Genomic DNA, 21,343 nt, shown 5'->3' on the forward strand with positions numbered 1-21,343 from the left:
TGCCAATCATCTAATTCTCGCTAGAAGAAAGTGAGAAATAAAATATAGATTAATAATTTGTCTTGACAGGAGAAGACGATATGTATCTCCTGTTTTTATTTTGTTATACCTTCTTGGTTACCTCTAATGAAATGTTTCACGCCTAATCAGAGGATGTTAGATGTTCAAAAGTTGACAAGATATATCCCATATGGTATTCCTTAAGTAGGTTAAATATTCAGAAAATATAGAAAATATCAGAAATTTAAAAAAGGAGATGGTGAAGATTATGATGGGACAAGCAGTCATGAATGATCTCAAGAATTCTCTTGACAATGTTTTGCAGAATGCTGTAGGGAGGGCTGGAGGGATACCAGGAGTTGTTGCAATGGTAACTGATCGTGAAGGGAATATTTACGAAGGTGCAGCTGGAGTACGTGAACTTGGTAAGGAAACACCAATGACAACTAACACGATGTTTACCCTATTTTCGACTACAAAAGCTATTACTGGTGCAGCATTAATGCAATTGGTTGATGAAGGAAAGGTGAATCTGGACGATCCAGCTAAGAAATATGTTCCAGAGATTTCTGAGATTAAAGTTCTTGAAGGGTTCGATAGTAATGGGAATCCAAAACTTAGGGAACCAAAGACCGACATTACAATTAATATGCTAATGCTCCATACGGCGGGCTTCGGTTATGATTTCTTCAGTCATGAAGATCAAAAATATCGTGTGGCCAAGGAAACACCTTCAATTCTCACAAATACCTTCGATTCAATTAAAAGTGTGCTTCTATTTGATCCAGGAGAACGCTGGAACTATGGCGTCAACCTAGACTGGGTCGGTAAAATTGTCGAAGCTGTACGGGGTAAACGACTGAGCGAAGTGATGGCTGAGCATATTTTTACGCCTCTTGGTATGACGGACATCGGCTTCACTTTGACTCCATCAATGAAAGAGCGTCTTGCAACTATTCACATGCGCTTCCAGGATGGCAGTATCACAGCACAACCGGATCTTGTTTTTCCGAACCCTCCTGAAATGGACATGGGTGGACATGGATTGTATGCTAGCATTGGCGAATACATGAAGTTTATCCGGATGATCCTAAATGACGGTGCCGGTATTCTAAAACCAGAAATAGTTGCAAAAATGTCTCAGAACGGGCTTGGAAATAAACAGAGCGGTGGCTGGATTACATCTGACCCTTCACTAACTAACGCGGGTGAGTTTTATCCTAGTGTTCGAAAATCATGGGCTTACACTTTTCAAGTAAATGAGGACCCAACTCCAACAGGACGTCCTGCAGGCCAATTAATGTGGGCGGGACTTGGTAACCTATACTATTGGATTGACCGTGAAAATGGAATAGGTGGTTTTTTCGCTTCTCAATTATTACCGTTTCATGATGTGGCTTCTTACTTAGGTTTCATGGAGTTTGAGTCTACCATCTATCAAATATTAAAACGATTAGGTTAGATGGGGACATCGAAAGCATTTTGGGAATTTTTAAGGTAAGCAAATTAAAATAGCAAAACTGATTGATCAAAAAATGGTTGTCCCATAAGATAATGGGGCAACCGTTTTCTTAGTGGAGTGGCTGTGAAGCGATTCGGAAAAATTGTGTTATTTTATTTCATTGTTTTGTATTAACTGTGCCCAATAACATGGACCTTTAAGCCGAAAGAAGGATCGAGTTCATAGACAAATCCAGAATTCATCATTCAATCCCCAGCCTTAAGATCAATCTCTATCTATTTTTTAAACCGATTTCCCGTATTAGCGTACACTAGGGCAAACACGATAAGGCTGACAAATAAAATCAGGCCGATGATAAACAGAAATGGGCGATTGAATAATTCGCTGAATGCCCATAGTAATAGACTAAGGCAAATGCCGTACATAATTTTACTCATAAACTGGCAAAGTTCTGCTTCATTATATTTTTCTTTTTCGTTTTCTGACATGGTGTTATATCCAGCGAGCAGAAAGGCACCTTTTCCTTTAGACAATGCGATTGCAAATATTAAAAATGGAATTAAAATCACTAAATGTACAATGGCGCCACTCAATTTCAATCACTCCTTTTTATCATCCTTTCGACAAATATTGCGAAATACCTTTCCAATTGGGAAAAAGATCCTTCAATCAGCACTCTTTTCACACAGCTATTCAATCCACCCGACTTAAAAATTTCTTCATTAGTAATCGAAAAAGAAAACCATGATACAGCATACCAATTAGCCACAGCAGAAGAAACGTTGGCAAATGGTCAACGCCAATTAAGTATAGCTTCGCTGGCCAGAAGGTGGGAATGAGACTGCCGATCAGCTGCCACGGAAGCACTAGAAAATAAGCAATAAAGGGAGCGAAGACGATTAAACCAATTCCTTTTGACAAAGCTAGCCCTTCAATTTTATTCGCAGCAAAAGCGGCTTGAAATAACGTGATGATCGCCGCTTCTAAAGCGAGCATCGGAATGAGAAACAAAATAACGGTGATGTTCGGTGCATCTAGTGATGAAAAGAAAAGAAAAAGTGTACTAAATAGAATTGTTAAAGCGATAGGGATGGCTAAACGGTATTGAAAATAACCCGTTTTCGTAAGTGGAGTGACGGCAAAATAATGAATGATCGATTCATCTCGTTCATCGAGCATCATAAAGCCTGTTATGACTCCAATCATAAGTGGAATGAGCAGCATCGTAAAGCTCACAATCAATGGGTAGAAATTTGTTAGCTCCCAATTGAACTGCCGTTCCAATGCTTCATTGATGAAAGGTACACCAAATCGTGTAAACATAATAAGTAAGCAGGGGGCAAAGAAAATCAACATAAACATCGGATCGCGGTACATTTGTTTCGCGTCCATTCGCAATAATGATTTAATGGCGGTCATCATGTTCGCCCCTTTCCGGTTTTTAGAATAATTGATTGATAAAAAGATCGTTGGGCTAACCAAAACGAGAAGGCAAGCCACCCCGATAAGGTGACGCTACAGTATAAAATGGTAGAAACGCTAATCGGTTCAAAGACCGAACGCAATAATAGAAGGGAGGCATAGGTAGGTAGCCATATCATCCAGTTAGCATCCCATATTCCTATGTAAGAAAGAAGTGGCAAACAGAACACGACTGTGTAGAGAACAGATCGTAAGAAAAATTGATTGACTGTTTCACACCGTATAGCTACTGCTAATCCGAGTAAAGTAAAGATCATAGAAGTCAACAGGACACCGAGCGTAAATAAAAATAATGAACTCGAAAATCCAAAGGTAACGATGTGAATATACAAAGAAGAAACGACTGATAGTATCATCAACGACATCGTTTTTGACAGAATATACTCCTCTGGTTTATATGGTGTGACAAACAATGGATCATGAATATGCTGTCCTTTTTCTAATAGCACAAGCCCGCCAATAAAGAAAAAGCCGAGCATGCTAGGGTCCGAGAATGTCAGTAACACGTTAGCTGTTTCTCGATAAGAGGCAGGCAATTGAAATAATAAAAGAATGTAGAAATGGCTAATAAGAAAATAAGCGATATACAACCCGTGGCGGAATTGTAATTTCACATCATAAAATAAGGCTGAAGCGAGCCTCACGATAACTCCCTCCCAGTCACTTGAATGAAAATCTCCTCTAAAGACGGTTCAATCGTATGCATCGTTTCGATCGTGTTTCCCTTCAATAGCTGTAAAAATAATTGGTTTTGATCGAGGCCATGCATCGGGAATTCGCTTGTTTTTCGTTCATTTTTTTCTCTATATCCAACACGAACACTCTTTTTCCCATACTGTATTTTCAACGCCTGCGGTGAGTCGATGAGACGAATTTGCCCATCGACAATAAAGGCTGTGCGATCGCAAAGTTCTTCGGCAGCGCTCATATTATGGGTCGTCAAAATCACTGTTTTATTAGCGGCTTTCCATTGAAATAGAATGTCTTTTACTACTTTGGAATTTACTGGATCAAGACCCGATGTCGGTTCATCTAGAAATAAAATGTCCGGGTGATTCAGTAAAGCACGGCATAAATTTAAGCGCATTTTCACCCCTTTAGAAAAATCACTCACCTTAGTGTGCGCGTCTTGTAATAAACCGACTTGATCCAATAGTTCAAGCGGATCGGCTGTTTTCTTTCTATATAAAGAAGCAAACAGAGACAGGTTTTCAAGGGCTGTTAATCGACTATAGAAGTTAGGAAATTCAAAAGCGACACCAATCTGTTCGTAATAATCATTTTTTGTTTCTCGCAATTCCTTTCCTAAAACGGTTACCTTCCCTTGATAATTCTTCAATAGTCCAATCAATATCTTTTGAATCGTGCTTTTTCCAGCACCAGAAGGTCCTAAAAATCCAAAGATTTCTCCTTTTCCAATTTGAAAATCAATCCCCTTAATCGTCGGCTGCTTTTTACCTGGATACGTAAATGTTAATTGTTGAACGTGAATCATGGGTTCATCAGTCCATTCGTCACGAGTTCGATCAGTAATTCAATCGTTTCTTCATAGTGATTGGCCCCGATTTTTTCTTTTTGCAATGAAAGCAACACGATGGAACGAATCAGACTGACAATCGTTTCAGGCTCTTTTTGTACGATCACGCCTTTTGCTTGTGCTTCTTGAATAAACGGCAATAAAAATGCGGAGTCATCAGCAAAGTGCTGTTCTAGCTTGTCAGCAGGAAGCTTACGGAATAAGGTTTCTAGTAAGCCATCTTGATGGAGTTGCTGGATAAAAGGATTTTTCTCCATAATCGCAAATGATTCCCGTAAAAATTCTCGAAATTGTTCTTTGCTGAACGCTCCAGTAGAAAAATATTTTTCTACCAAATACGTGCGAATCGTTTCTTCTTCCTGCTCTAACACAGCGAAATAAAGCTCCTCTTTCGATTGAAAAAATAAATAATAAGATCCTTGAGCAATTCCGACGGCTTTCGTTAAATCACCAATGCTCGTTTTCTTCAAACCGTGGGTAGAAAATAACTGTCTGCCCTGTTCTAACAATGAACGGTAGATCTTTTCTTTTTCCTCGTTTGTAAACTTCGCCAACGTTTAACATCTCCTTTTTATGAACTTATGAATAAATTTATCATTTATTCATGAAAATAGCAAAGAAATATGGAAAAATAATAGAAACTTTTATCAATATTTTCCGTATATAAGAGGAAAGAGTAGGGAGTAAAGGTGGAGTAAGCATGTCGTTATTATCAATACATATTAAACGAGCAGGTTATGAACCGAATGAAACGAAGGTTGCAGATATTCAGTTCTCAATTGGTCAAGGGGAATTAGTTGGCTTGATTGGTGCGAATGGGGCGGGAAAAAGTACGACGATTAAAAGTATACTTGGGTTAATGCCCTTTTTTGAAGGAGAGATCGTCAAAGAGGAAAAGATGAGTCTATCTTATTTGCCGGAGCAGCCAGTCTTTTATGATGAGTGTACGTTGCAGGAGCATATTGATTTTGTTGCGGCGATGGAGCAGTTGACCGATGAAGTGGTGACGGAGAGGGTGACGCCATTATTAGAGTTGTTTCATATGAGCCCGCATCTTCATGAGCTACCGAATACTTATTCAAAAGGGATGCAGCAAAAAGCGATGATTATCCTAGCATTTATGACGAAGCCAGACTTTTTGATTATTGACGAACCTTTCATCGGATTAGATCCGATCGCGACGAAAATATTATTGGAGCTCATTCGGCAAGAAAAAGAGCGAGGGGCAGGAATTTTGATGTGTACCCATGTCCTAGATACAGCGGAAAAAGTGTGTGACCGCTTTTTATTCATTAATTCAGGGGAGCTTTTAGCGGATGGAACATTAGGACAGCTGCAAGCGACGAGCAAACAGCCAGAAGCATCTTTATTTGAGTGTTACCACCAGCTAATTGCAGGTGAGCGGCATGCATAGTTGGCAACTGTTGCTCGATCGGATCAAAAGAAATGGTAGATCTAAGTATAAAATGTGGAAATCGATTTTGGATTGGACAGTGCTACTTTATATCGCCATTCCAGCTATGGTCGCAGGGGGGATCATTTATCGTTCGTGGTGGATGGAAATACCTGAATGGAGTGATCAGTTTACCCTTTTTTTCTTAAATTTTCTCGCTTATACCTTTTGCTGGTTTGGGCAAAATCGTACATATGTGCAAGAAGCCGATGGACTCTTCTTGTTGAAGCATCGGCCGAAGTTTATTCGGATGAAGCAGTGGGCGTTAGCTTATTCAGTTGGTCAAGCGGTGTTGAAAAGCTTGCTGTTGACGCTCGTTTTATTGCCTTTTTTATTGTTTCATTTCTCATTAGCGACAAGTGAAATCGTTGGCTTTTTGCTTTTATTAATTGGTGGGACTGCCTTCATCATGGCGATTCAGACGGTGTTCTTTTTGAAAGACGGGGGCTGGAAGCAAAAGGTTTATCAAGTGATTGTTTTTATCGTGCTGCTGTTTGGGCATTTATCGATTTTTCCTGTGATTATCTATCAACCGATTTATTCGATTGCCGTAGCGATTTTGTTGATCAGCGTGGCGTTGGCGCTTTTGTTGCCAAGAGCGAGGACAACAACCTATTTTCACGAGGAAGTTAGAAAAGAGAATGAATTACGCTCGAAAATGATGAATTCTATTTTTCAACTATCACCTGATATGGAGAAGCCGAAAGTAGTCAAACGAAAAAAGCCGTTTCTATTCCGACAGTCTAAGCGAATTTTTAAACGGCGAACGGAAGAGCATGGACTTATGGAACTTTTCATTAAAATACTCATTCGCAATTTTACCTATTTAAGTGGTTATTTTCGTTTAGTTTCTGTAACGGGAGCGGCGATCGTCGTTGTCCCACCGATCTTATTTAAGGTACTGATCCTTATTGGGTTTAGCTTCTTTATTCGCGGTTGGATGATTAGTCTATGGGATCAAGTCATTTTATCTCATCCTATTAGCAAGAAGTATGAAACGAACCCTGCTTTTTATCACGGACGTAAAAAAATGAGCTTGTATAGTTCTTTTCCTGCTGTTTTCTTTTTAGTGATTTTGTTGATTGTCAACATCATATAAGTAATAAGAACCGCAATTAAAGTCATGTGTTCTTTCTTAAATTTATCTTTTTTTAATATATAATGATTGAAGTTTTATTGTTCTTTTAAGGAAATTTGCACCTCAATGGTTTCCATGGTGAGTGCTAAAGCGCCAGAACACGCAAAACCGCAAGTAGAAAAGAAGAAGGAACAAAAGAAAAAAGCCATCATCAAGTCAAAACAAGGCAAAGTAATTGAAAAACGTTTAAACACTTCAGAAGCAACAATTAACAATATCACAAAAGCAATCGATGCTACTTTCAAGGTCAATGAAGAGGGAAAAGCCGAAGCTCAGTTCGACAAACGAGTGGTTAATAAAAAATACAGTAGCTATGCTGGAAAGTTAAAAGCAGAAATCAATAAATTACGCGCGATTGATAAGCAAATTGCAGTTTCTAAGAAAAAAGATAAAAAGAATGCAACAGACTACAAAGCGTTGGAAGAAAAATCAAAACAATTGCAGCAACTAGCTAAAGATGAAATCAAACGTTTAAAGTCACTTGTTGAACAAGCAACAGCACCAAAAGTAGAGGAGATAGATCCTACGCCAGAAGTAGAGACTCCAGAGGTAGAAGATAAAACACCTACGCCAGAAGTAGAAACTCCGGAAGAAACAAAAGTTTCATAAGCTAGAATAATAGGTAATAAGAGACTGTTTTGCGCAGTCTCTTTTTGTGTTAAAAAATTGTGAATATATTTAATTAAGAGACTTCCAGGCATTATATTGTCAACCTGGGTTACCTCCATTAGTATCAAATTATGGATGATTATACTTAGGAGGAATGGCATCATGAATCGATTGACGATTCGCAAGAAATTAATTATATTTGCAGTCATTATTTTATTCATTCCAAGCTGTAGTATTGGGATATTTTCTTTTATGTCTGCAAAAAAAGAAATAGATTCGCAAATGAAGGAGCAAGCTCAATCGCAAGTTCATCTGTCGAATCAATTGTTAGATCAAACTTTTTTACAAGAAAAAGAGAAAGCGAAATTTCTAAGTGAAATTGTCCAGAAGTCGATGGGAAGTGAAAAAGGGGCGGCGAAACTGCAGACGAGCTTGCAAAAGTTTAAAGCATCTAATCCTGATATTTTAGCAGTGTTTGTCGGGTTTGATACCGGCTTTTATCGAAATGCACCTAGGCAGACAACTCCTGCTGGATTTATTCCTAAAGAACGTCCCTGGTACAAAGAAGCGGTAGAGAATAAAGGAAAAAGTATTATTACACCACCGTATGTTGACGCGGTTACTCAGTCGACAGTGGTGACCGTTGCTCATATGCTAGCGGATGGCAGTGGAGTTATTGCTTTTGACTATCAAGTTGAGCATTTGAAAGAGGAAATTCTAAAAAATACGATTGGTAAAAAAGGTTATTTATTTGTTGTTAATAAGAACAATGAAGTATTGTTTCATCCTCAGTTAGGAGAAAAGGGATATATATTAAATGAAGGGTTACAAAGTAAGGTAGCAAAGTATTGGAAAGGGTCGTTTGTTGCTACCGAAAAAGGAGAAGAAAAAAGATTTATTCTCGAAACGAATCCAGCGACAGGTTGGAAAGTCGTAGGTACATATGCGTTATCAGAAGTGGATGAACAAGCAAAGCCGATTTTTAATATGACGTTACTCGTCGTTGTTATTTCGGTCATTATTGGTGGAATAATCGTATTCTTCCTCGTTAGAAGTATTATCACTCCGTTGCAAAAGCTGATGCAGGCTGCGCAAAGAGTGAGTGAAGGTGATTTGACAGAGTCTGTTACGATCAAGTCTAAAGATGAAATTGCGGATTTAGCCAATAGTTTTAATTCGATGACCGATTCCTTGCGAACGCTATTGCGTCATATTGGCGAAAGCTCCGATCACTTAGCGTCAGCTAGCGAACAAATGGCTGCTCATTCCGAGCAAGCAGAACAATCGACGATGGAAGTGACGCGCCGAATGGGGCATGTCGCCAGTGGTTCCGATCGACAAATGCAAAGCTCAGAAGAAACGGCACGAGCGATGGAAGAGATTTCGATCGGCGTTCAACGTGTCGCGGAAAGTTCAGCAGATGTATCGCAAATGTCCGTCGAAGCGACGAAAGAAGCAAAAAAAGGACGAGAAATGCTTGACGATGTGATTGAACAAATGCATTTGATTCGAACGTCTGTTCAAGAGGGCGTTAGTGAAATTAAAAATTTAAACAAGCATTCTGTTGAAATCGGTCAAATTATTTCGGTCATTACTCAAATTTCTGAGCAAACGAATTTATTGGCATTAAATGCCGCGATTGAAGCGGCAAGAGCAGGAGAGCACGGAAAAGGCTTTGCTGTTGTAGCTGACGAGGTGCGCCAGCTAGCGGAGGAATCGAAACGATCAGCGGACCAAATCACAAGTTTGATTACAACGATGCAGCAGGCAACAACTCTTTCTACTTCCATTATTGAAAAGAGTGAAAATGAAGTAGAGAGTGGCATCGAGCTGACAGCGGATGCGGGAGAAACGTTTATTCATATCCTTGATTCCATTGAACAGGTAGCGGCGCAAATTCAAGAAGTTTCAGCGACGGCAGAAGAGATGTCAGCTAGCTCAGAGGAAGTGACCGCTTCCGTAGGAGAAATGGCGGATATTTCAAAAGAAGCAGCGCAAACTACAGATGAAGTAGTCCGATTATCTGAACAGCAGTTGCAATCCTCGAAAGACAATACGAAAGCGATTGAACAATTAAGTGAATTAGCACTAGAACTACAACACTCTGTGCATCGTTTTAAAGTGTAAGATAAGGGGGCTGTCTAAAAAGTCTAATTTCGACTGATATACACCAAAATTAAAAACCCAAGAATGTTGATTTAGCAGCATTCTTGGGTTTTAGCTTTTTCACTTTTTGAGCTGAATCCTCCCTTTTCGGACAGCTCCTTTTGTTTGGTTAAAAATAGGATATGGTGATGGGGAGAGAATATAAATATGACGATTGCATACTGGACAGCACCATAAATTGAAGGTAGATTTATAACTTTTTAAACGATGTTTATTTTACTGTTCAACTAATTCAAATGGTTCAGTAAGATAAAAAAGCTTATTATCTTTATAAAATGGAAGTATAATTCGGTAATGACCTGAATCAAGCTTTTCTTCTAAATGATCAAGTGAAAAGGTCTCTTTTGTTGTTTTTTGTGCCAGAAGGACCTTTTGTGCAGCCTCTTCTCGTTTATTCTCTTTCTTTGGTATCTGATACCATACGTCATTTATGTTCTTTTCAATCGAAGCTTCGCTTGGAATATTGATATCTTTATCCGTTGAATTTTTTATGGTAACGACTAATTCATCGACTGAGACTGGATACTGTTCTTTGTCTATACGAATAGAAATTCCATTTTGCGAGTGGGTTAATTTTTGAGTCTCTGCTTTTTCTGTTAATTTTTCATCCAGTGATTGGCAAGCAGCTAATAAAAAAGACAGCATCAAGATTAGAAGAAACAGGCTTTTCCGTCTATTCATTTAATTCTCTCCTTTTCATAAAACTTTAGGTAAAAAAACGCCAAGTCACCACTAGTTGTAGCGTCTCGGCGTTTTCTATTTGGATGTTACTGTCCAGATTCATAAATCTTCGATAAAGAGAATCCACGCCCTAAAATTTCCGAAGCGTTGAGGAACACGACAAAGGAGGTTGGTTCTTGCTCCTGCAGTAATTTTTTTAAGTAAATGGCTTCTTGCTGTTCCATGACGGAGAGGATTAACGTTTTCTCTTTGTTGGAATACCCTCCAAATGAATGAACTTTCGTAAAGCCTCGATCCACTTCATCTTTAATCATCGATTGAATCACTTCTTCTTGCTCGGTAATGATGAGAACGAGCTTAGAGGAAGAAGATTGTAGCTGAACAAAATCAATCACTTTACTTGTCACATAAATCGACATCATTGCATATAAGGCTAGCTCTAAGTTAAAGACGATCGCAGAGGCAGCCACGACGAAGCCGTCGACAATGAGCTGTGAGTAGCCGCTTGATAGACCAGTGTATTTTTTTAATAGCTGGGCAAGTGTCGCTGTCCCTCCGGTGGACCCTTTTCCACGATAGACAATCCCAAGCCCAACGCCCAACATCATCCCGCCGTATATAGCCGCTAGCAAAGGATTGTCAATTTTAAACGGAATATCGGCGCTGATCCAAATTGTGAAAGGTACGAAAAATATCCCGACTAACGTTTTAAAACTGAAATCCTTTCCTAATAGGAGAATACCTAACACAAATAGGGGGAGGTTAATGATCCATTGGACATAGGCAGGATTAAATTGGTAGACCTCGTATAAAATCGTACTAATACCGGAGACGCCACCAGCTGCTAATTTAGCCGGCAACAAAAACATATTATACGACAAACCGACTAAAACGGAACCGATCACAATGTATGCATATTCGATAAAAAGCTTTTTCTTTGGTGTTTGATTAGTCATATGTTTTCCCTATCCTTTTATGTATTCGTTTACGCTTCATTTTACCATAAAATCAGGCGATGAAAACGCCGTTACTCCTAACAAAACAACGCATAAACTATGTTAGGAGGTGAGAAATATTGGATATATATAATATGGTCATTATTCCGCTAATTTTAGGTGTGGTAGAATTATTCAAAAAAATTGGATTGCCAACGAAATATAGCCCGATCGTTGCTGTGTTTTTCGGAATGTTGTTTGGCGTGTTTTATCTTGATCAAGGAGTGAAACAAGGAATTTTAGTTGGATTGATACTAGGACTGTCAGCTTCTGGTTTGTACAGCGGCTCTAAAAATATGCTCGAAAAAAGAAAAGAAAAGTAATTGAATAGATTCTACTTTTATAAAAAATAGAATAATTAGAAAAATAAAAATAAATATTTTCCCATTTTTTAATATTGTAAGCTCGGGTTATCTTCAGTACTATTTATTAGTAGATATTTACTAATAGGAGGAGTGTTTGGATGACCCGGTTGTCTATTCGGAAAAAATTGATTATTTTTGCAGTTGTTATTTTATTCATACCAAGTATTAGTATTGGTGTTTTTTCATTTTTGTCTGCTAAAAATCAAATTGAAGCTCAAATGAGTAAGCAAGCCAATTCGCAAGTGCAATTGTCGAACGAACTGATTAATCAAGTGTTCTCAAAAGAAAAAGAGAAAGTGAGCTTTTTAAGTAAAACCGTTTCTAAGTCAATGGGAACTACAAAAGCTACGCCACAATTGCAAGCACAATTAAAAAGGTTCAAGAAATCAAATCCTAATATTATGTCAGCTTTTGTTGGGTTTGAGACGGGAGTTTATCACGGAGAGCCGAAGGAAGAGATTCCAGCTGATTATGTAGCAACGGAACGACCATGGTATAAAGAAGCGATGAAACATAAGGGAGAAACGATTGTCACTTCGCCTTATGAGGATGCAATGTCTAAAGTGACGGTCGTCTCGATAGCTCACTCTTTAGAAGATGGCAGTGGAGTCATTGCCTTTGATTATAAGGTAGATCACTTAAAAGAAGAAGTATTAAACCAGCAGATCGGTGAGAAAGGCTATTTATTTATAACAGATGCTAATAACGAAGTGTTATTTCACCCAGAGCAAAAAGAGGATAGCTATTCATTAAATGAGCAAATAACTAGCCAGCTAACGGACGTGAAGGGAAGCTTTATCGCAACGGAAAAAAGAGGGGATCAACGGTTTGTTTTTGAATCGAATGAAGCAACAGGCTGGAAAGTGGTAGGTACATATGCGTTATCTGAAGTCGATGAACAAGCAAAGCCAATTTTCAATATTACATTACTCGTAGTTGTCACCTCTATCTTCGTTGGTGGAATCATCGTGTTCTTTATTATTAGAAGTATCACCGTTCCACTGAAAAAGCTAATACACGCTGCACAAAAAGTAAGTGAAGGTGATTTGACGGAGTCTGTGGAGGTCACTTCAAAAGATGAAATTGCAGATTTAGCGAGCAGCTTTAATAAGATGACCGATTCCTTGAAAAACTTATTACGTCATATTAGCGAAGGCTCCAGTCATTTGGCTTCCGCAAGTGAACAAATGGCGGCTCATTCTGAACAAGCAGAACACTCGACGACAGAAGTGACGCGTCGAATGGCTCATGTCGCTAATGGTTCAGATAGACAGATGCAAAGCTCGGAAGAAACGGCACGAGCGATGGAGGAAATTTCGCTAGGGGTGCAACGTGTGGCTGAAAGTTCAGCCGATGTATCGGAAATGTCCGTCCAAGCAACGAAAGAAGCGCAACAAGGACGAGAGATGTTAGAGAACGTCATTTCACAAATGAATTCAATTCGAGCATCCGTTCAAGATGGTGTCAGTGAAATTAAAAATTTAAACGAGCATTCCGCTGAAATTGGTCAAATTATTTCGGTCATCACTCAAATTTCCGAGCAAACGAATTTATTGGCGTTAAATGCAGCGATTGAAGCAGCAAGAGCAGGAGAACATGGAAAAGGGTTTGCGGTTGTGGCGGAAGAGGTACGAAAACTCGCGGAGGAATCGAAACAATCATCTGATCAAATTGCTAGTCTAATTACAACAATGCAACAGGCGACTACTCGCTCAGCTTCAGTTATTGAGAAAAGTGAAACCGAAGTTGAAAGCGGCATTCAATTGACAGTTGAAGCAGGGGAAGCATTCATGCATATTCTTCATTCAGTTGAACAGGTAGCGGCGCAAATTCAAGAAGTTTCAGCGACGGCAGAAGAGATGTCAGCTAGTTCTGAAGAGGTGACGGCTTCCGTAGGAGAAATGGCGGATATTTCAAGAGAAGCAGCTAACGCGACAAGCGAAGTCGTTCGACTATCTGAACAGCAATTACAATCATCAAAAGACAATACGAAAGCGATTGAGCAATTAAGTAAACTGGCGTTAGAGCTACAACAGTCTGTCCATCGCTTTAAAATGTAAAACAAAGTCCTAGGTTTCCCTAGGGCTTTTTTTAGGGAATAAATCTATTTTTAAAAATGATTGTTGAAAATGGGATAAATATTATATTTATAGCAAACAAGTCGTGAATATACTATTTTAGGAGGGGAAATGATGGTTCATATTTGGCTAGATGCTGGTCATGGAGGGCAGGATGCTGGGGCTATTGGGAATGGGGTATTAGAAAAGGAGATTGCTTTAACTCTCGCATTACAGACAGGCAAACATTTGATTGATCATTATATATGTGAGGTGAGTTATACCCGAATGACGGATACATTCGTAGAGCTTTCAGATCGAGCAACAATGGCAAACAAGGCGGGTGCTGATTTTTTCATTTCATTTCATGTGAATAGTAGTACAAATTCGTCTGCGAATGGTTTTGAGTCGTATAGATATCCAGGTACACAAGGGAAAACATTACAATTTCAAGTCGATGTTCATGAAGCCGTCATGTCATTTATGAAGTCTTACGGTAGCAAAGATCGTCAAATGAAAGAGTCTAACTTTGCTGTATTACGAGAAACGAACATGCCGGCTGTTCTAGGAGAAAATCTATTCATTAGTAATCTGGAAGAAGCTAAGTTGCTGAAAAATCAACAGTTTTTATTAGGGGTAGCACAAGCGTATGCAGAAGGGATTGCGAAAGGAGCGAGTTTAGAACGAAAAGGACAAGAACTATATGAGAAAACTGTCCTTGCTAGTCCACAATTTCAAGCGGCTCAACAATGGGTGAAGCAACAGGGAATAAGTGATGGCACGTACCCACTTCGACCAGCTACAAGGGAAGAAGTGTGGGAAATGATTTATCGAGCGAATAATGTAATGAAACAAAAGTAAGAAAAACATTAGAGCATCAATCTGTTCAACACTTTAAAATGTTAAACAAGAGAAAGGGATGACACCTATAAAGATATCTACATATAGAGAGCTTTATACTCTTTACATGTAGATATTACTTTTTCGGTGATCAGCTCTCACTTGCAAGACTCACCTGGCTCTCTTGCAACTTCACTTAAAATGATAATTAGCAAAATGAATAAAATTCGTATAAGCCGGTCCTCTGTTACTATTTTTAAAAGCGCCACTAAAACGATCCCCAGAACTGGATTATCTTCAATGAGAATAATAACAAAAATATCCAATAAAACAATGGCGGAATCAATTATATGATCTTCATTCATTTCGATTATCCCTTCTTTCTTGTATTAGCGTATTAGTTTTTTTGGATAAGTGTGATTTATTTCAATACAAATGGTTGCTTTCTGTAAATTTATAAGCGCATACTCTTTGTTATTAAGGTAAAATATGGTATAATTCACCCTGAACTTTTGGTGAAAAGGGGGAGTTTAGATGAATGCTACTGATTTAATAATTTTAAATTTTGAAGAAATTAGACGTAGAAGTATAAAAGTATGGAAAGCTATACCCGAAGAAATGTTATATTGGAAACCGGATGAAGATGCTCTTACTTGTGCTGAAATGATTAGACATTTATTACAAGGGGAGTTTCTTTTTCACCAAGTTCTTATAGGGAGAGGCGGTAAAGCACTAGCTAATTTGTTTAATCCCTTTGAAGGAAAAGAATTTGTCTCAGTAGATGATGAACTTGAATTTGCACAGCCTTATCGTGAGGAATTCTTGAAATACATTAAAACAATTAGTATAAACGATTTAGACAATATAGAAATAGATCTTCTTGATGCGGGTGGATATGTTAAAAAACTTGGAGATATGTTATTGCGCATTGCCTATCACGAATCTGTTCACACAGGTCAGTTGTTAAACTATATGAGAATAATGGGAATTGATCGTCCTAAAATATGGGATTAATAATTTAGAATAAGAGGTTGTATAATAAGTCTTTTTTTGAAGCAAAATTAAATAAAATTAAAAAGCCGAAAACGTTGTTAAATCAACATTCTCGGCTTTCATTCGGTATTTGTACGAGTTTATTTCTGCATCGGGACTATTTTTTACATTGCTCGGTGGGACCAATAATTACTCCACTCGTTCCATCAAGTGGCTTTAATGCTTTTTTCATCACTTTTGGATCGATCGTATAGCTTTGTTCATAGATCGAAAGAGGAATGTTAGTTAAAGTGGTCGACATCTCTTGAGATTGGAACTGATCATTATTAAAAAATAAGATAAGCCGTGTCTCATCTGAATCTGCAGCAATCCAGTGCAAATACCCCATTGGAATAAATACGGTTTCACCTGTTTTTGTCAACTTAAATGTTTGTAAATGATTTGTTGTCGGGTCGAGCACACCTACAGTAGCTGATCCTGATATGAGAAAATCTAATTCCCAAGCATTTGGGTGCCAGTGAGGTTCACGAATAAATCCTTTTGAGAATCGAATGTCAGCTACTGACCCACCAATCATGGCTGGCATCTGGGTTGAAGTTAATTGATAGGCAATATTCTCTGCATTTCTCTCAAATAAAAGACTATTTTCAATATCATAGAATAGATTAGGAGTTCCTTTTCCTGTAAGATTACGATTATCCGTCACATAACCAGACGTTGGATTCGTCATTTAATGAGTGCCTCCTTTCATACGTGATTACTATTAGCATATGACAAATTCTTGAGAACGATTGGACGGGTTTTCGCTGAAAGTGCATCATGAAAATGAATGTATTATATTCATAGTGTAAATGTTTAGTTTTTGTAAAGATGGACCTGTTATCCTTAAAGACAATAGAGTCGTCATATTTAAGGGGAGGGGTATCCATGGCAGTCATGGATAGGGTATGTAGTGAAGTGAATAAAGTATATAGGAAAGCACTTACTCTGAAAGAAATGGATGAGTATTTGCACGCGATTTCGGATTCTCCTAGTATATTTAGCTTTACAGAAAAGCAATGGAGGAAATGGCGTCAAGGAGAATATCTTTACTTCTTTTATATTATTAATGAAAAATCAATTATGTTTAAAATGGATATCATGTTAGATCACGGCATATCTCCAAGCACGATCGTAAAAGTCGTTGACTGGAACACCGTTTGATTTTAATAAACGCTTTCTCTGTTTTGTGCTACTATTGAAATAAAGTAGAATAAAAGGGGGAGAAAGATGTTTACGAAAGAAGAAAAGGAAGCTATTTATAAAGTAATTTATAAACGAAGAGACATTAGAAGTTTTTTACCAACACCGATTCCAACTGAACTGATTAATAACATATTAGAAGCAGCTCATCACGCGCCATCAGTCGGGTTTATGCAGCCGTGGAACTTTATTATTATTTCTTCTCAAGAGGTAAAGGAACGACTAGCATGGGCGGCTGATAAAGAGAGAAGGGCACTTGCCGTTCATTATGAAGGTGAAAAGGAAAATAAATTTCTAAGCCTAAAAGTAGAAGGGTTAAAAGAAGCCCCGATTACCATTTGTGTGACATGTGATCCGACAAGAGGAGGCTCGCATGTGTTGGGGCGTAATTCCATTCCAGAAACGGATGTTTTGTCAACTGCTTGCGCCATTCAAAATATGTGGCTAGCTGCCTGTGCAGAAGGATTAGCGATGGGATGGGTCAGTTTTTACAAGAAAAACGACATTCGCGATATTTTAGACATTCCTCCTCATATTGATCCAGTAGCTTTAATGTCCATCGGCTATACCGATCACTATCCCGATCAACCTATTCTTGAGACCGCCCAATGGGAAAAAAGACGCTCGATGGATGATTTGATTTTTAAAGAGCGATGGGGCGGAAAGTAAATATAAGTTGAATAGAGCATGATTTGATTATAGACAGAGCCGCAGTTTAAGATTGCTGGCTCTTTTTTGTATGCGTATTCATTAACTAGATGAAAGAAGATTTTTAAAGAGCCTCATTATTTTTCTTGAAAATACTGGCATGAATATTGCTTATATTTTAGTCAGTCATTACATAAGGAGGGAGAATAATGAGGGAACAATTTATTGAAAACCATCATTTTTAGCAAGGGTGGTTGAAAAGAAATTGGAATGGTAAGCCAGAAGCGACAAGAACGGGAGGAAAAATTATGAATCCATCTATTCACGCAATTGAAAAAAGAACCATCGGTAAAACGATGAAGCGTATTCTTCCATTTATCTTGGTTTTGTATGTTGTTGCTTACTTAGACCGAGTGAATTTAGGATATGCGGCTTTAGAAATGAATGCTGATTTAGCCTTATCTGCTGAAGCATTTGGTTTACTATCTGGGATTTTCTTTATTGGCTACTTCTTTTTTGAAGTTCCTAGCAACATGATTATGCATAAAGTGGGCGCACGCATATGGATTGCTCGTATTATGATCACATGGGGAATCATCGTGATTCTAACGGGCTTTGCTCAGTCGGAGACCCATTTATACATTTTACGATTTTTATTAGGTGTTGCTGAAGCAGGCTTTTTTCCAGGGGTGATTTTATATTTAACGTATTGGTTTAGAGCAAGTGAACGAGGACGAGCAACCGCTGCCCTTATTCTAGCTTTACCAATTGGTGGATTAATTGGTGCACCGCTCTCCACATGGATGATTGATCATATAGTTTGGTTCGATATGGAAGGGTGGAGGTGGATGTTTATTCTACAGGGAATTCCAGCGGTGCTCTTAGGGATAGTTGTCGTTTTTTTCTTAACAAATAAGCCTGAGGATGCGAAATGGTTATCTCAAGAAGAGAAGGATTGGCTTGAGGGAGAATTGAAGGCGGAAAGACAACTAAGCTCACGAATCAATAAGGCCTCAAAAAGTGAGATGTTAAAGGATTTGAAAGTGTGGAAGTTAACGCTTATTTATTTCACTGGCTATACAGCGCTTTATGGATTGTCATTTTGGATGCCGACGATTATTAAGTCTTTATCAGAAAATGCAACAACTAACTTAGAGATCGGCTGGTTGGCGATGATCCCTTCCTTGATGGGTATCCCAGCTCTTTTATTTGTTGGGTGGAATGCAGATCGAACGAATGCACATAAAGCCCATTTAATTGTTTGTTTTATCATAGCTGTTATCGGGTTTATTGGATGTGGATTTTCAGAAAGTACCTTTATGATGGTGTTAATGTTGACAATTGTTTCGATGGGATTATATGGATTTACTGGATCTTTCTTCGCCTACATGACCTTTTTCTTCACCGAATCTACAGCCCCTGTTGGGATCGCTTTAGTGAATTCATTTGCAGCATTAGGCGGATTCGTCGGCCCGATGATTTTTGGGTTGGTGACTTTTACTCAAGGAATGTTTATTTTATCTGCCCTACTAGCCATCGGGATTATGACGATACTGACGTTAAATTTAACTAGTAATAAGGAAATCAATCATTCTAAAGAAACACCTGTCAATATTAGTGAATGATCACTCATGAAAAAGTATCTTTTAAAAGGAGCTGGATGATATGAAAGCTATGGTAGAGGGAGAAATCATTTGGGAACCATCCATGCAGCGTAAGGAAAGTACGGTGCTCAGTCAATATGTTAAATGGTTAAATGAAACAAAAGGTCTTAATTTTTCAGAATATACTGAATTATGGAGGTGGTCTGTCGATGAGCTCGAGAATTTCTGGCAATCTATTTGGGAATTTTGTGAAGTGAAAGGGGGCCAAACCGCTCATCAAGTCTTAAATACGAGAAGGATGCCGGGGAATAAGTGGTTTGAAGGTGCCAATCTTAGTTATACGGAAAATGTATTTTCAAACGATCAAGAAGATAAAACAGCGATTTATTTCCGATCGGAGCATATACCTCCGGTGCAAATTAGTTGGAAAGAACTTCGAAACAAAGTGGCGGCTGTCGCTCATTCTTTAAAGAAAATGGGGGTGAAACGAGGCGATCGTATCGTTTCTTACATGCCCAATATCCCTGAAACAGTCATTGCTTTTTTAGCCACTGCTAGTATTGGAGCCATTTGGTCTAGCTGCTCACCGGACTTTGGTGCAAGAAGTGTAATTGATCGATTTCAGCAAATTGAACCCGTTGTTTTATTTGCTGTTGACGGCTATCAATATAACGGAAAAGTGTTTGATAAAACGTCCGTTGTCTCCCAATTACAAAAAGAAATAGTGTCTTTAAAGCACACAATAGTAGTTCCTTATGTACAAAAAATGGACATGGAAGGTGTGACTCTCTGGTCAGAACTGTTCACAGAGGAGCCTGAACTATCTTTTGAAAAAGTTTCTTTTGATCATCCATTATGGATTGTTTATTCTTCTGGAACGACAGGTATCCCAAAACCGATCGTACAAGGACATGGTGGAATCGTATTAGAGCATATGAAATTGATGAAGCTGCAGTATGATCTTACGGATGAAGACATTGTTTTTTGGTTTACAACGACAGGATGGGTTATGTGGAATTTACTTGTAGCTTCATTGCTTGCTGGTTCATCGATCGCTATTTATGACGGAAGTCCGTCTTATCCCAGTTTAGATGTTTTGTGGGAAATGACTGATGAGATCGGTATTAGCTTCTTTGGAACAAGCGCTCCTTTTATAAATAACTCAATGAAAGCGGGAGTTAAACCGAAGGAAAAGTTTAAATTATCCAAACTAAAATCGATTGCTTCTACAGGAGCGCCTTTAACAGGTGATGGCTATCAATGGGTATATGAGCAAGTGAAAAACGATGTGTGGCTATCATCCTCTAGCGGTGGAACAGATGTATGTACAGGATTTGTCGGCGGCGTATCGACTTCACCTGTTAGAGTGGGGGAAATACAAGGGCCGTCATTAGGTGTGCACGTTGAGGCCTATGATGATGAAGGTCGTTCATTAATCAATCAAGTTGGAGAGTTAGTGATTTCTAAACCGATGCCTTCGATGCCCCTCTATTTTTGGAATGATTTAGAGAATAAACGTTATTTTGAAAGTTATTTTGATACGTATCCGGGAATTTGGAAACATGGCGATTGGATCAAAATAGACGACAAAGGAAGTAGCATTATTTATGGGCGTTCCGATTCAACGATTAATCGATCAGGAGTAAGAGCAGGAACGAGTGATATTTATCGAGTCGTTGAAAGGCTAGATGAGGTCATGGACAGTTTAGTCATTGACTTAGAAGTCATCAACAGAACCGCTTCCTTGCTTTTGTTTGTTGCCTTAAAACCAAATATCGAGCTAGATTCGGTCTTAACTAAAAAAATAAAAGAACAAGTCAAGTTGCACGTATCTCCTCGATTCATACCAGACCATATTTATAAAGTAGATAAGATACCTAAAACATTAAACGGAAAAAAATTAGAGGTCCCCATTCGCAAAATGCTACTAGGGTTTGATTTTGACAAAGTAATCAACCCTGATTCCATGAGTAACCCAGAATCCTTGCCGTTCTTTAAAGAACTTGCCCAAGCATTAAATAGTCACTCAAGCAAAGGGGATTTATTTTAAAAATTCAAACAATCGCTCCTG

Annotated in this window: 22 protein-coding genes and 2 pseudogenes; 15 read left to right on the forward strand and 9 right to left on the reverse strand. The window is 38.5% G+C overall.

Going from position 1 to position 21,343, the window contains the following annotated elements; all coding sequences use genetic code 11:
- Nucleotides 1-268: 268 nt before the first annotated feature.
- Nucleotides 269-1,462 (forward strand): serine hydrolase domain-containing protein, encoded by a 1,194-nt coding sequence (locus CEF22_RS09030; protein WP_100402596.1) that lies wholly within the window; start codon nucleotides 269-271, stop codon nucleotides 1,460-1,462.
- Between the two features lie 275 nt (nucleotides 1,463-1,737).
- On the opposite strand, the gene CEF22_RS09035 is transcribed toward CEF22_RS09030, so the two are convergent.
- The 5 genes from CEF22_RS09035 to CEF22_RS09055 all read right to left on the reverse strand — a co-directional run bounded on the left by CEF22_RS09035 (nucleotide 1,738) and on the right by CEF22_RS09055 (nucleotide 5,035).
- A complete protein-coding gene (locus CEF22_RS09035; RefSeq protein ID WP_100402597.1) occupies nucleotides 1,738-2,055 on the reverse strand; it encodes a DUF3784 domain-containing protein in 318 nt (105 codons plus the stop codon).
- 100 nt (nucleotides 2,056-2,155) lie between these two features.
- Nucleotides 2,156-2,884, reverse strand: a complete 729-nt coding sequence (locus CEF22_RS09040; protein ID WP_157843202.1) for a hypothetical protein — start codon at nucleotides 2,882-2,884, stop codon at nucleotides 2,156-2,158.
- Nucleotides 2,881-3,588 carry a fluoroquinolone export ABC transporter permease subunit gene (locus CEF22_RS09045; RefSeq protein WP_100402599.1) on the reverse strand — a complete coding sequence of 236 codons (708 nt, stop codon included), beginning with the start codon at nucleotides 3,586-3,588 and terminating at the stop codon, nucleotides 2,881-2,883. The genes CEF22_RS09040 and CEF22_RS09045 overlap by 4 nt, the downstream gene beginning before the upstream one ends.
- A complete protein-coding gene (locus CEF22_RS09050; protein WP_100402600.1) occupies nucleotides 3,585-4,439 on the reverse strand; it encodes an ABC transporter ATP-binding protein in 855 nt (284 codons plus the stop codon). Before CEF22_RS09050 ends, CEF22_RS09045 begins: the two co-directional genes overlap by 4 nt.
- Nucleotides 4,436-5,035, reverse strand: a complete 600-nt coding sequence (locus CEF22_RS09055) for a TetR/AcrR family transcriptional regulator (RefSeq protein ID WP_100402601.1) — start codon at nucleotides 5,033-5,035, stop codon at nucleotides 4,436-4,438. Before CEF22_RS09055 ends, CEF22_RS09050 begins: the two co-directional genes overlap by 4 nt.
- 146 nt (nucleotides 5,036-5,181) lie before the next feature.
- Here CEF22_RS09055 and CEF22_RS09060 point away from each other — a divergent pair, with 146 nt between their 5' ends.
- The 5 genes and pseudogenes from CEF22_RS09060 to CEF22_RS19105 all read left to right on the forward strand — a co-directional run bounded on the left by CEF22_RS09060 (nucleotide 5,182) and on the right by CEF22_RS19105 (nucleotide 9,808).
- A complete protein-coding gene (locus CEF22_RS09060) occupies nucleotides 5,182-5,895 on the forward strand; it encodes an ABC transporter ATP-binding protein (protein WP_100402602.1) in 714 nt (237 codons plus the stop codon).
- Nucleotides 5,888-7,033, forward strand: coding sequence for an ABC transporter permease (locus CEF22_RS09065; protein ID WP_100402603.1), 1,146 nt, complete (start codon nucleotides 5,888-5,890; stop codon nucleotides 7,031-7,033). The genes CEF22_RS09060 and CEF22_RS09065 overlap by 8 nt, the downstream gene beginning before the upstream one ends.
- Before the next feature lie 105 nt (nucleotides 7,034-7,138).
- Entirely contained in the window at nucleotides 7,139-7,681 is a 543-nt protein-coding gene (locus CEF22_RS09070; RefSeq protein ID WP_100402604.1) for a hypothetical protein, read from the forward strand.
- Between the two features lie 252 nt (nucleotides 7,682-7,933).
- Nucleotides 7,934-8,866, forward strand: a pseudogene (locus CEF22_RS19100) (HAMP domain-containing protein); the annotation flags it as partial.
- A 156-nt stretch (nucleotides 8,867-9,022) separates the two neighbouring features.
- The gene (locus CEF22_RS19105) at nucleotides 9,023-9,808 is read left to right on the forward strand and encodes a methyl-accepting chemotaxis protein (RefSeq protein ID WP_442857402.1); all 786 of its coding nucleotides are present in this window, start codon (nucleotides 9,023-9,025) and stop codon (nucleotides 9,806-9,808) included.
- A gap of 255 nt (nucleotides 9,809-10,063) precedes the next feature.
- Here CEF22_RS19105 and CEF22_RS09080 read toward each other — a convergent pair whose 3' ends face one another.
- Both CEF22_RS09080 and CEF22_RS09085 read right to left on the reverse strand, forming a co-directional pair.
- On the reverse strand, nucleotides 10,064-10,528 hold the full coding sequence (locus CEF22_RS09080) for an immunoglobulin-like domain-containing protein (protein ID WP_100402606.1): 465 nt from the start codon (nucleotides 10,526-10,528) through the stop codon (nucleotides 10,064-10,066).
- Nucleotides 10,529-10,614: 86 nt separating this feature from the next.
- A complete protein-coding gene (locus CEF22_RS09085; protein ID WP_100402607.1) occupies nucleotides 10,615-11,484 on the reverse strand; it encodes a YitT family protein in 870 nt (289 codons plus the stop codon).
- A 119-nt stretch (nucleotides 11,485-11,603) separates the two neighbouring features.
- Between CEF22_RS09085 and CEF22_RS09090 the strand changes: the two genes are divergently transcribed.
- From CEF22_RS09090 to CEF22_RS09100, 4 genes and pseudogenes are all read left to right on the forward strand, one after another.
- Nucleotides 11,604-11,846: a hypothetical protein gene (locus CEF22_RS09090; protein ID WP_100402608.1), complete on the forward strand. Its 243-nt coding sequence runs from the start codon at nucleotides 11,604-11,606 to the stop codon at nucleotides 11,844-11,846.
- A gap of 140 nt (nucleotides 11,847-11,986) precedes the next feature.
- A pseudogene (locus CEF22_RS19110) lies at nucleotides 11,987-13,006 on the forward strand (HAMP domain-containing protein); the annotation flags it as partial.
- A gap of 156 nt (nucleotides 13,007-13,162) precedes the next feature.
- Entirely contained in the window at nucleotides 13,163-13,948 is a 786-nt protein-coding gene (locus CEF22_RS19115; protein ID WP_442857403.1) for a methyl-accepting chemotaxis protein, read from the forward strand.
- 129 nt (nucleotides 13,949-14,077) lie between these two features.
- Nucleotides 14,078-14,806: an N-acetylmuramoyl-L-alanine amidase gene (locus CEF22_RS09100; protein ID WP_232726088.1), complete on the forward strand. Its 729-nt coding sequence runs from the start codon at nucleotides 14,078-14,080 to the stop codon at nucleotides 14,804-14,806.
- A gap of 137 nt (nucleotides 14,807-14,943) precedes the next feature.
- On the opposite strand, the gene CEF22_RS09105 is transcribed toward CEF22_RS09100, so the two are convergent.
- Complete coding sequence (locus tag CEF22_RS09105; protein WP_100402611.1) at nucleotides 14,944-15,150, reverse strand: hypothetical protein; 207 nt, start codon at nucleotides 15,148-15,150, stop codon at nucleotides 14,944-14,946.
- A gap of 169 nt (nucleotides 15,151-15,319) precedes the next feature.
- Between CEF22_RS09105 and CEF22_RS09110 the strand changes: the two genes are divergently transcribed.
- Complete coding sequence (locus tag CEF22_RS09110; protein ID WP_100402612.1) at nucleotides 15,320-15,799, forward strand: DinB family protein; 480 nt, start codon at nucleotides 15,320-15,322, stop codon at nucleotides 15,797-15,799.
- Between the two features lie 136 nt (nucleotides 15,800-15,935).
- Here the strand turns inward: CEF22_RS09110 and CEF22_RS09115 are convergent, their stop codons facing one another.
- On the reverse strand, nucleotides 15,936-16,508 hold the full coding sequence (locus CEF22_RS09115; protein ID WP_100402613.1) for a cupin domain-containing protein: 573 nt from the start codon (nucleotides 16,506-16,508) through the stop codon (nucleotides 15,936-15,938).
- Nucleotides 16,509-16,705: 197 nt separating this feature from the next.
- Here CEF22_RS09115 and CEF22_RS09120 point away from each other — a divergent pair, with 197 nt between their 5' ends.
- The 4 genes from CEF22_RS09120 to CEF22_RS09135 all read left to right on the forward strand — a co-directional run bounded on the left by CEF22_RS09120 (nucleotide 16,706) and on the right by CEF22_RS09135 (nucleotide 21,322).
- Nucleotides 16,706-16,981 (forward strand): hypothetical protein, encoded by a 276-nt coding sequence (locus CEF22_RS09120; protein WP_094835103.1) that lies wholly within the window; start codon nucleotides 16,706-16,708, stop codon nucleotides 16,979-16,981.
- Nucleotides 16,982-17,047: 66 nt separating this feature from the next.
- Nucleotides 17,048-17,689 carry a 5,6-dimethylbenzimidazole synthase gene (gene bluB, locus CEF22_RS09125; protein ID WP_100402614.1) on the forward strand — a complete coding sequence of 214 codons (642 nt, stop codon included), beginning with the start codon at nucleotides 17,048-17,050 and terminating at the stop codon, nucleotides 17,687-17,689.
- Nucleotides 17,690-17,976: 287 nt separating this feature from the next.
- Nucleotides 17,977-19,293: an MFS transporter gene (locus CEF22_RS09130; protein ID WP_095479435.1), complete on the forward strand. Its 1,317-nt coding sequence runs from the start codon at nucleotides 17,977-17,979 to the stop codon at nucleotides 19,291-19,293.
- 40 nt (nucleotides 19,294-19,333) lie between these two features.
- Nucleotides 19,334-21,322 (forward strand): acetoacetate--CoA ligase, encoded by a 1,989-nt coding sequence (locus tag CEF22_RS09135; RefSeq protein ID WP_100402615.1) that lies wholly within the window; start codon nucleotides 19,334-19,336, stop codon nucleotides 21,320-21,322.
- The last annotated feature ends 21 nt before the right edge of the window (nucleotides 21,323-21,343 follow it).

Origin of the sequence: Bacillus sp. FJAT-42315 (assembly GCF_002797375.1) — a bacterium.
Taxonomy (GTDB): Bacteria; Bacillota; Bacilli; order Bacillales; family Domibacillaceae; genus Bacillus_CE.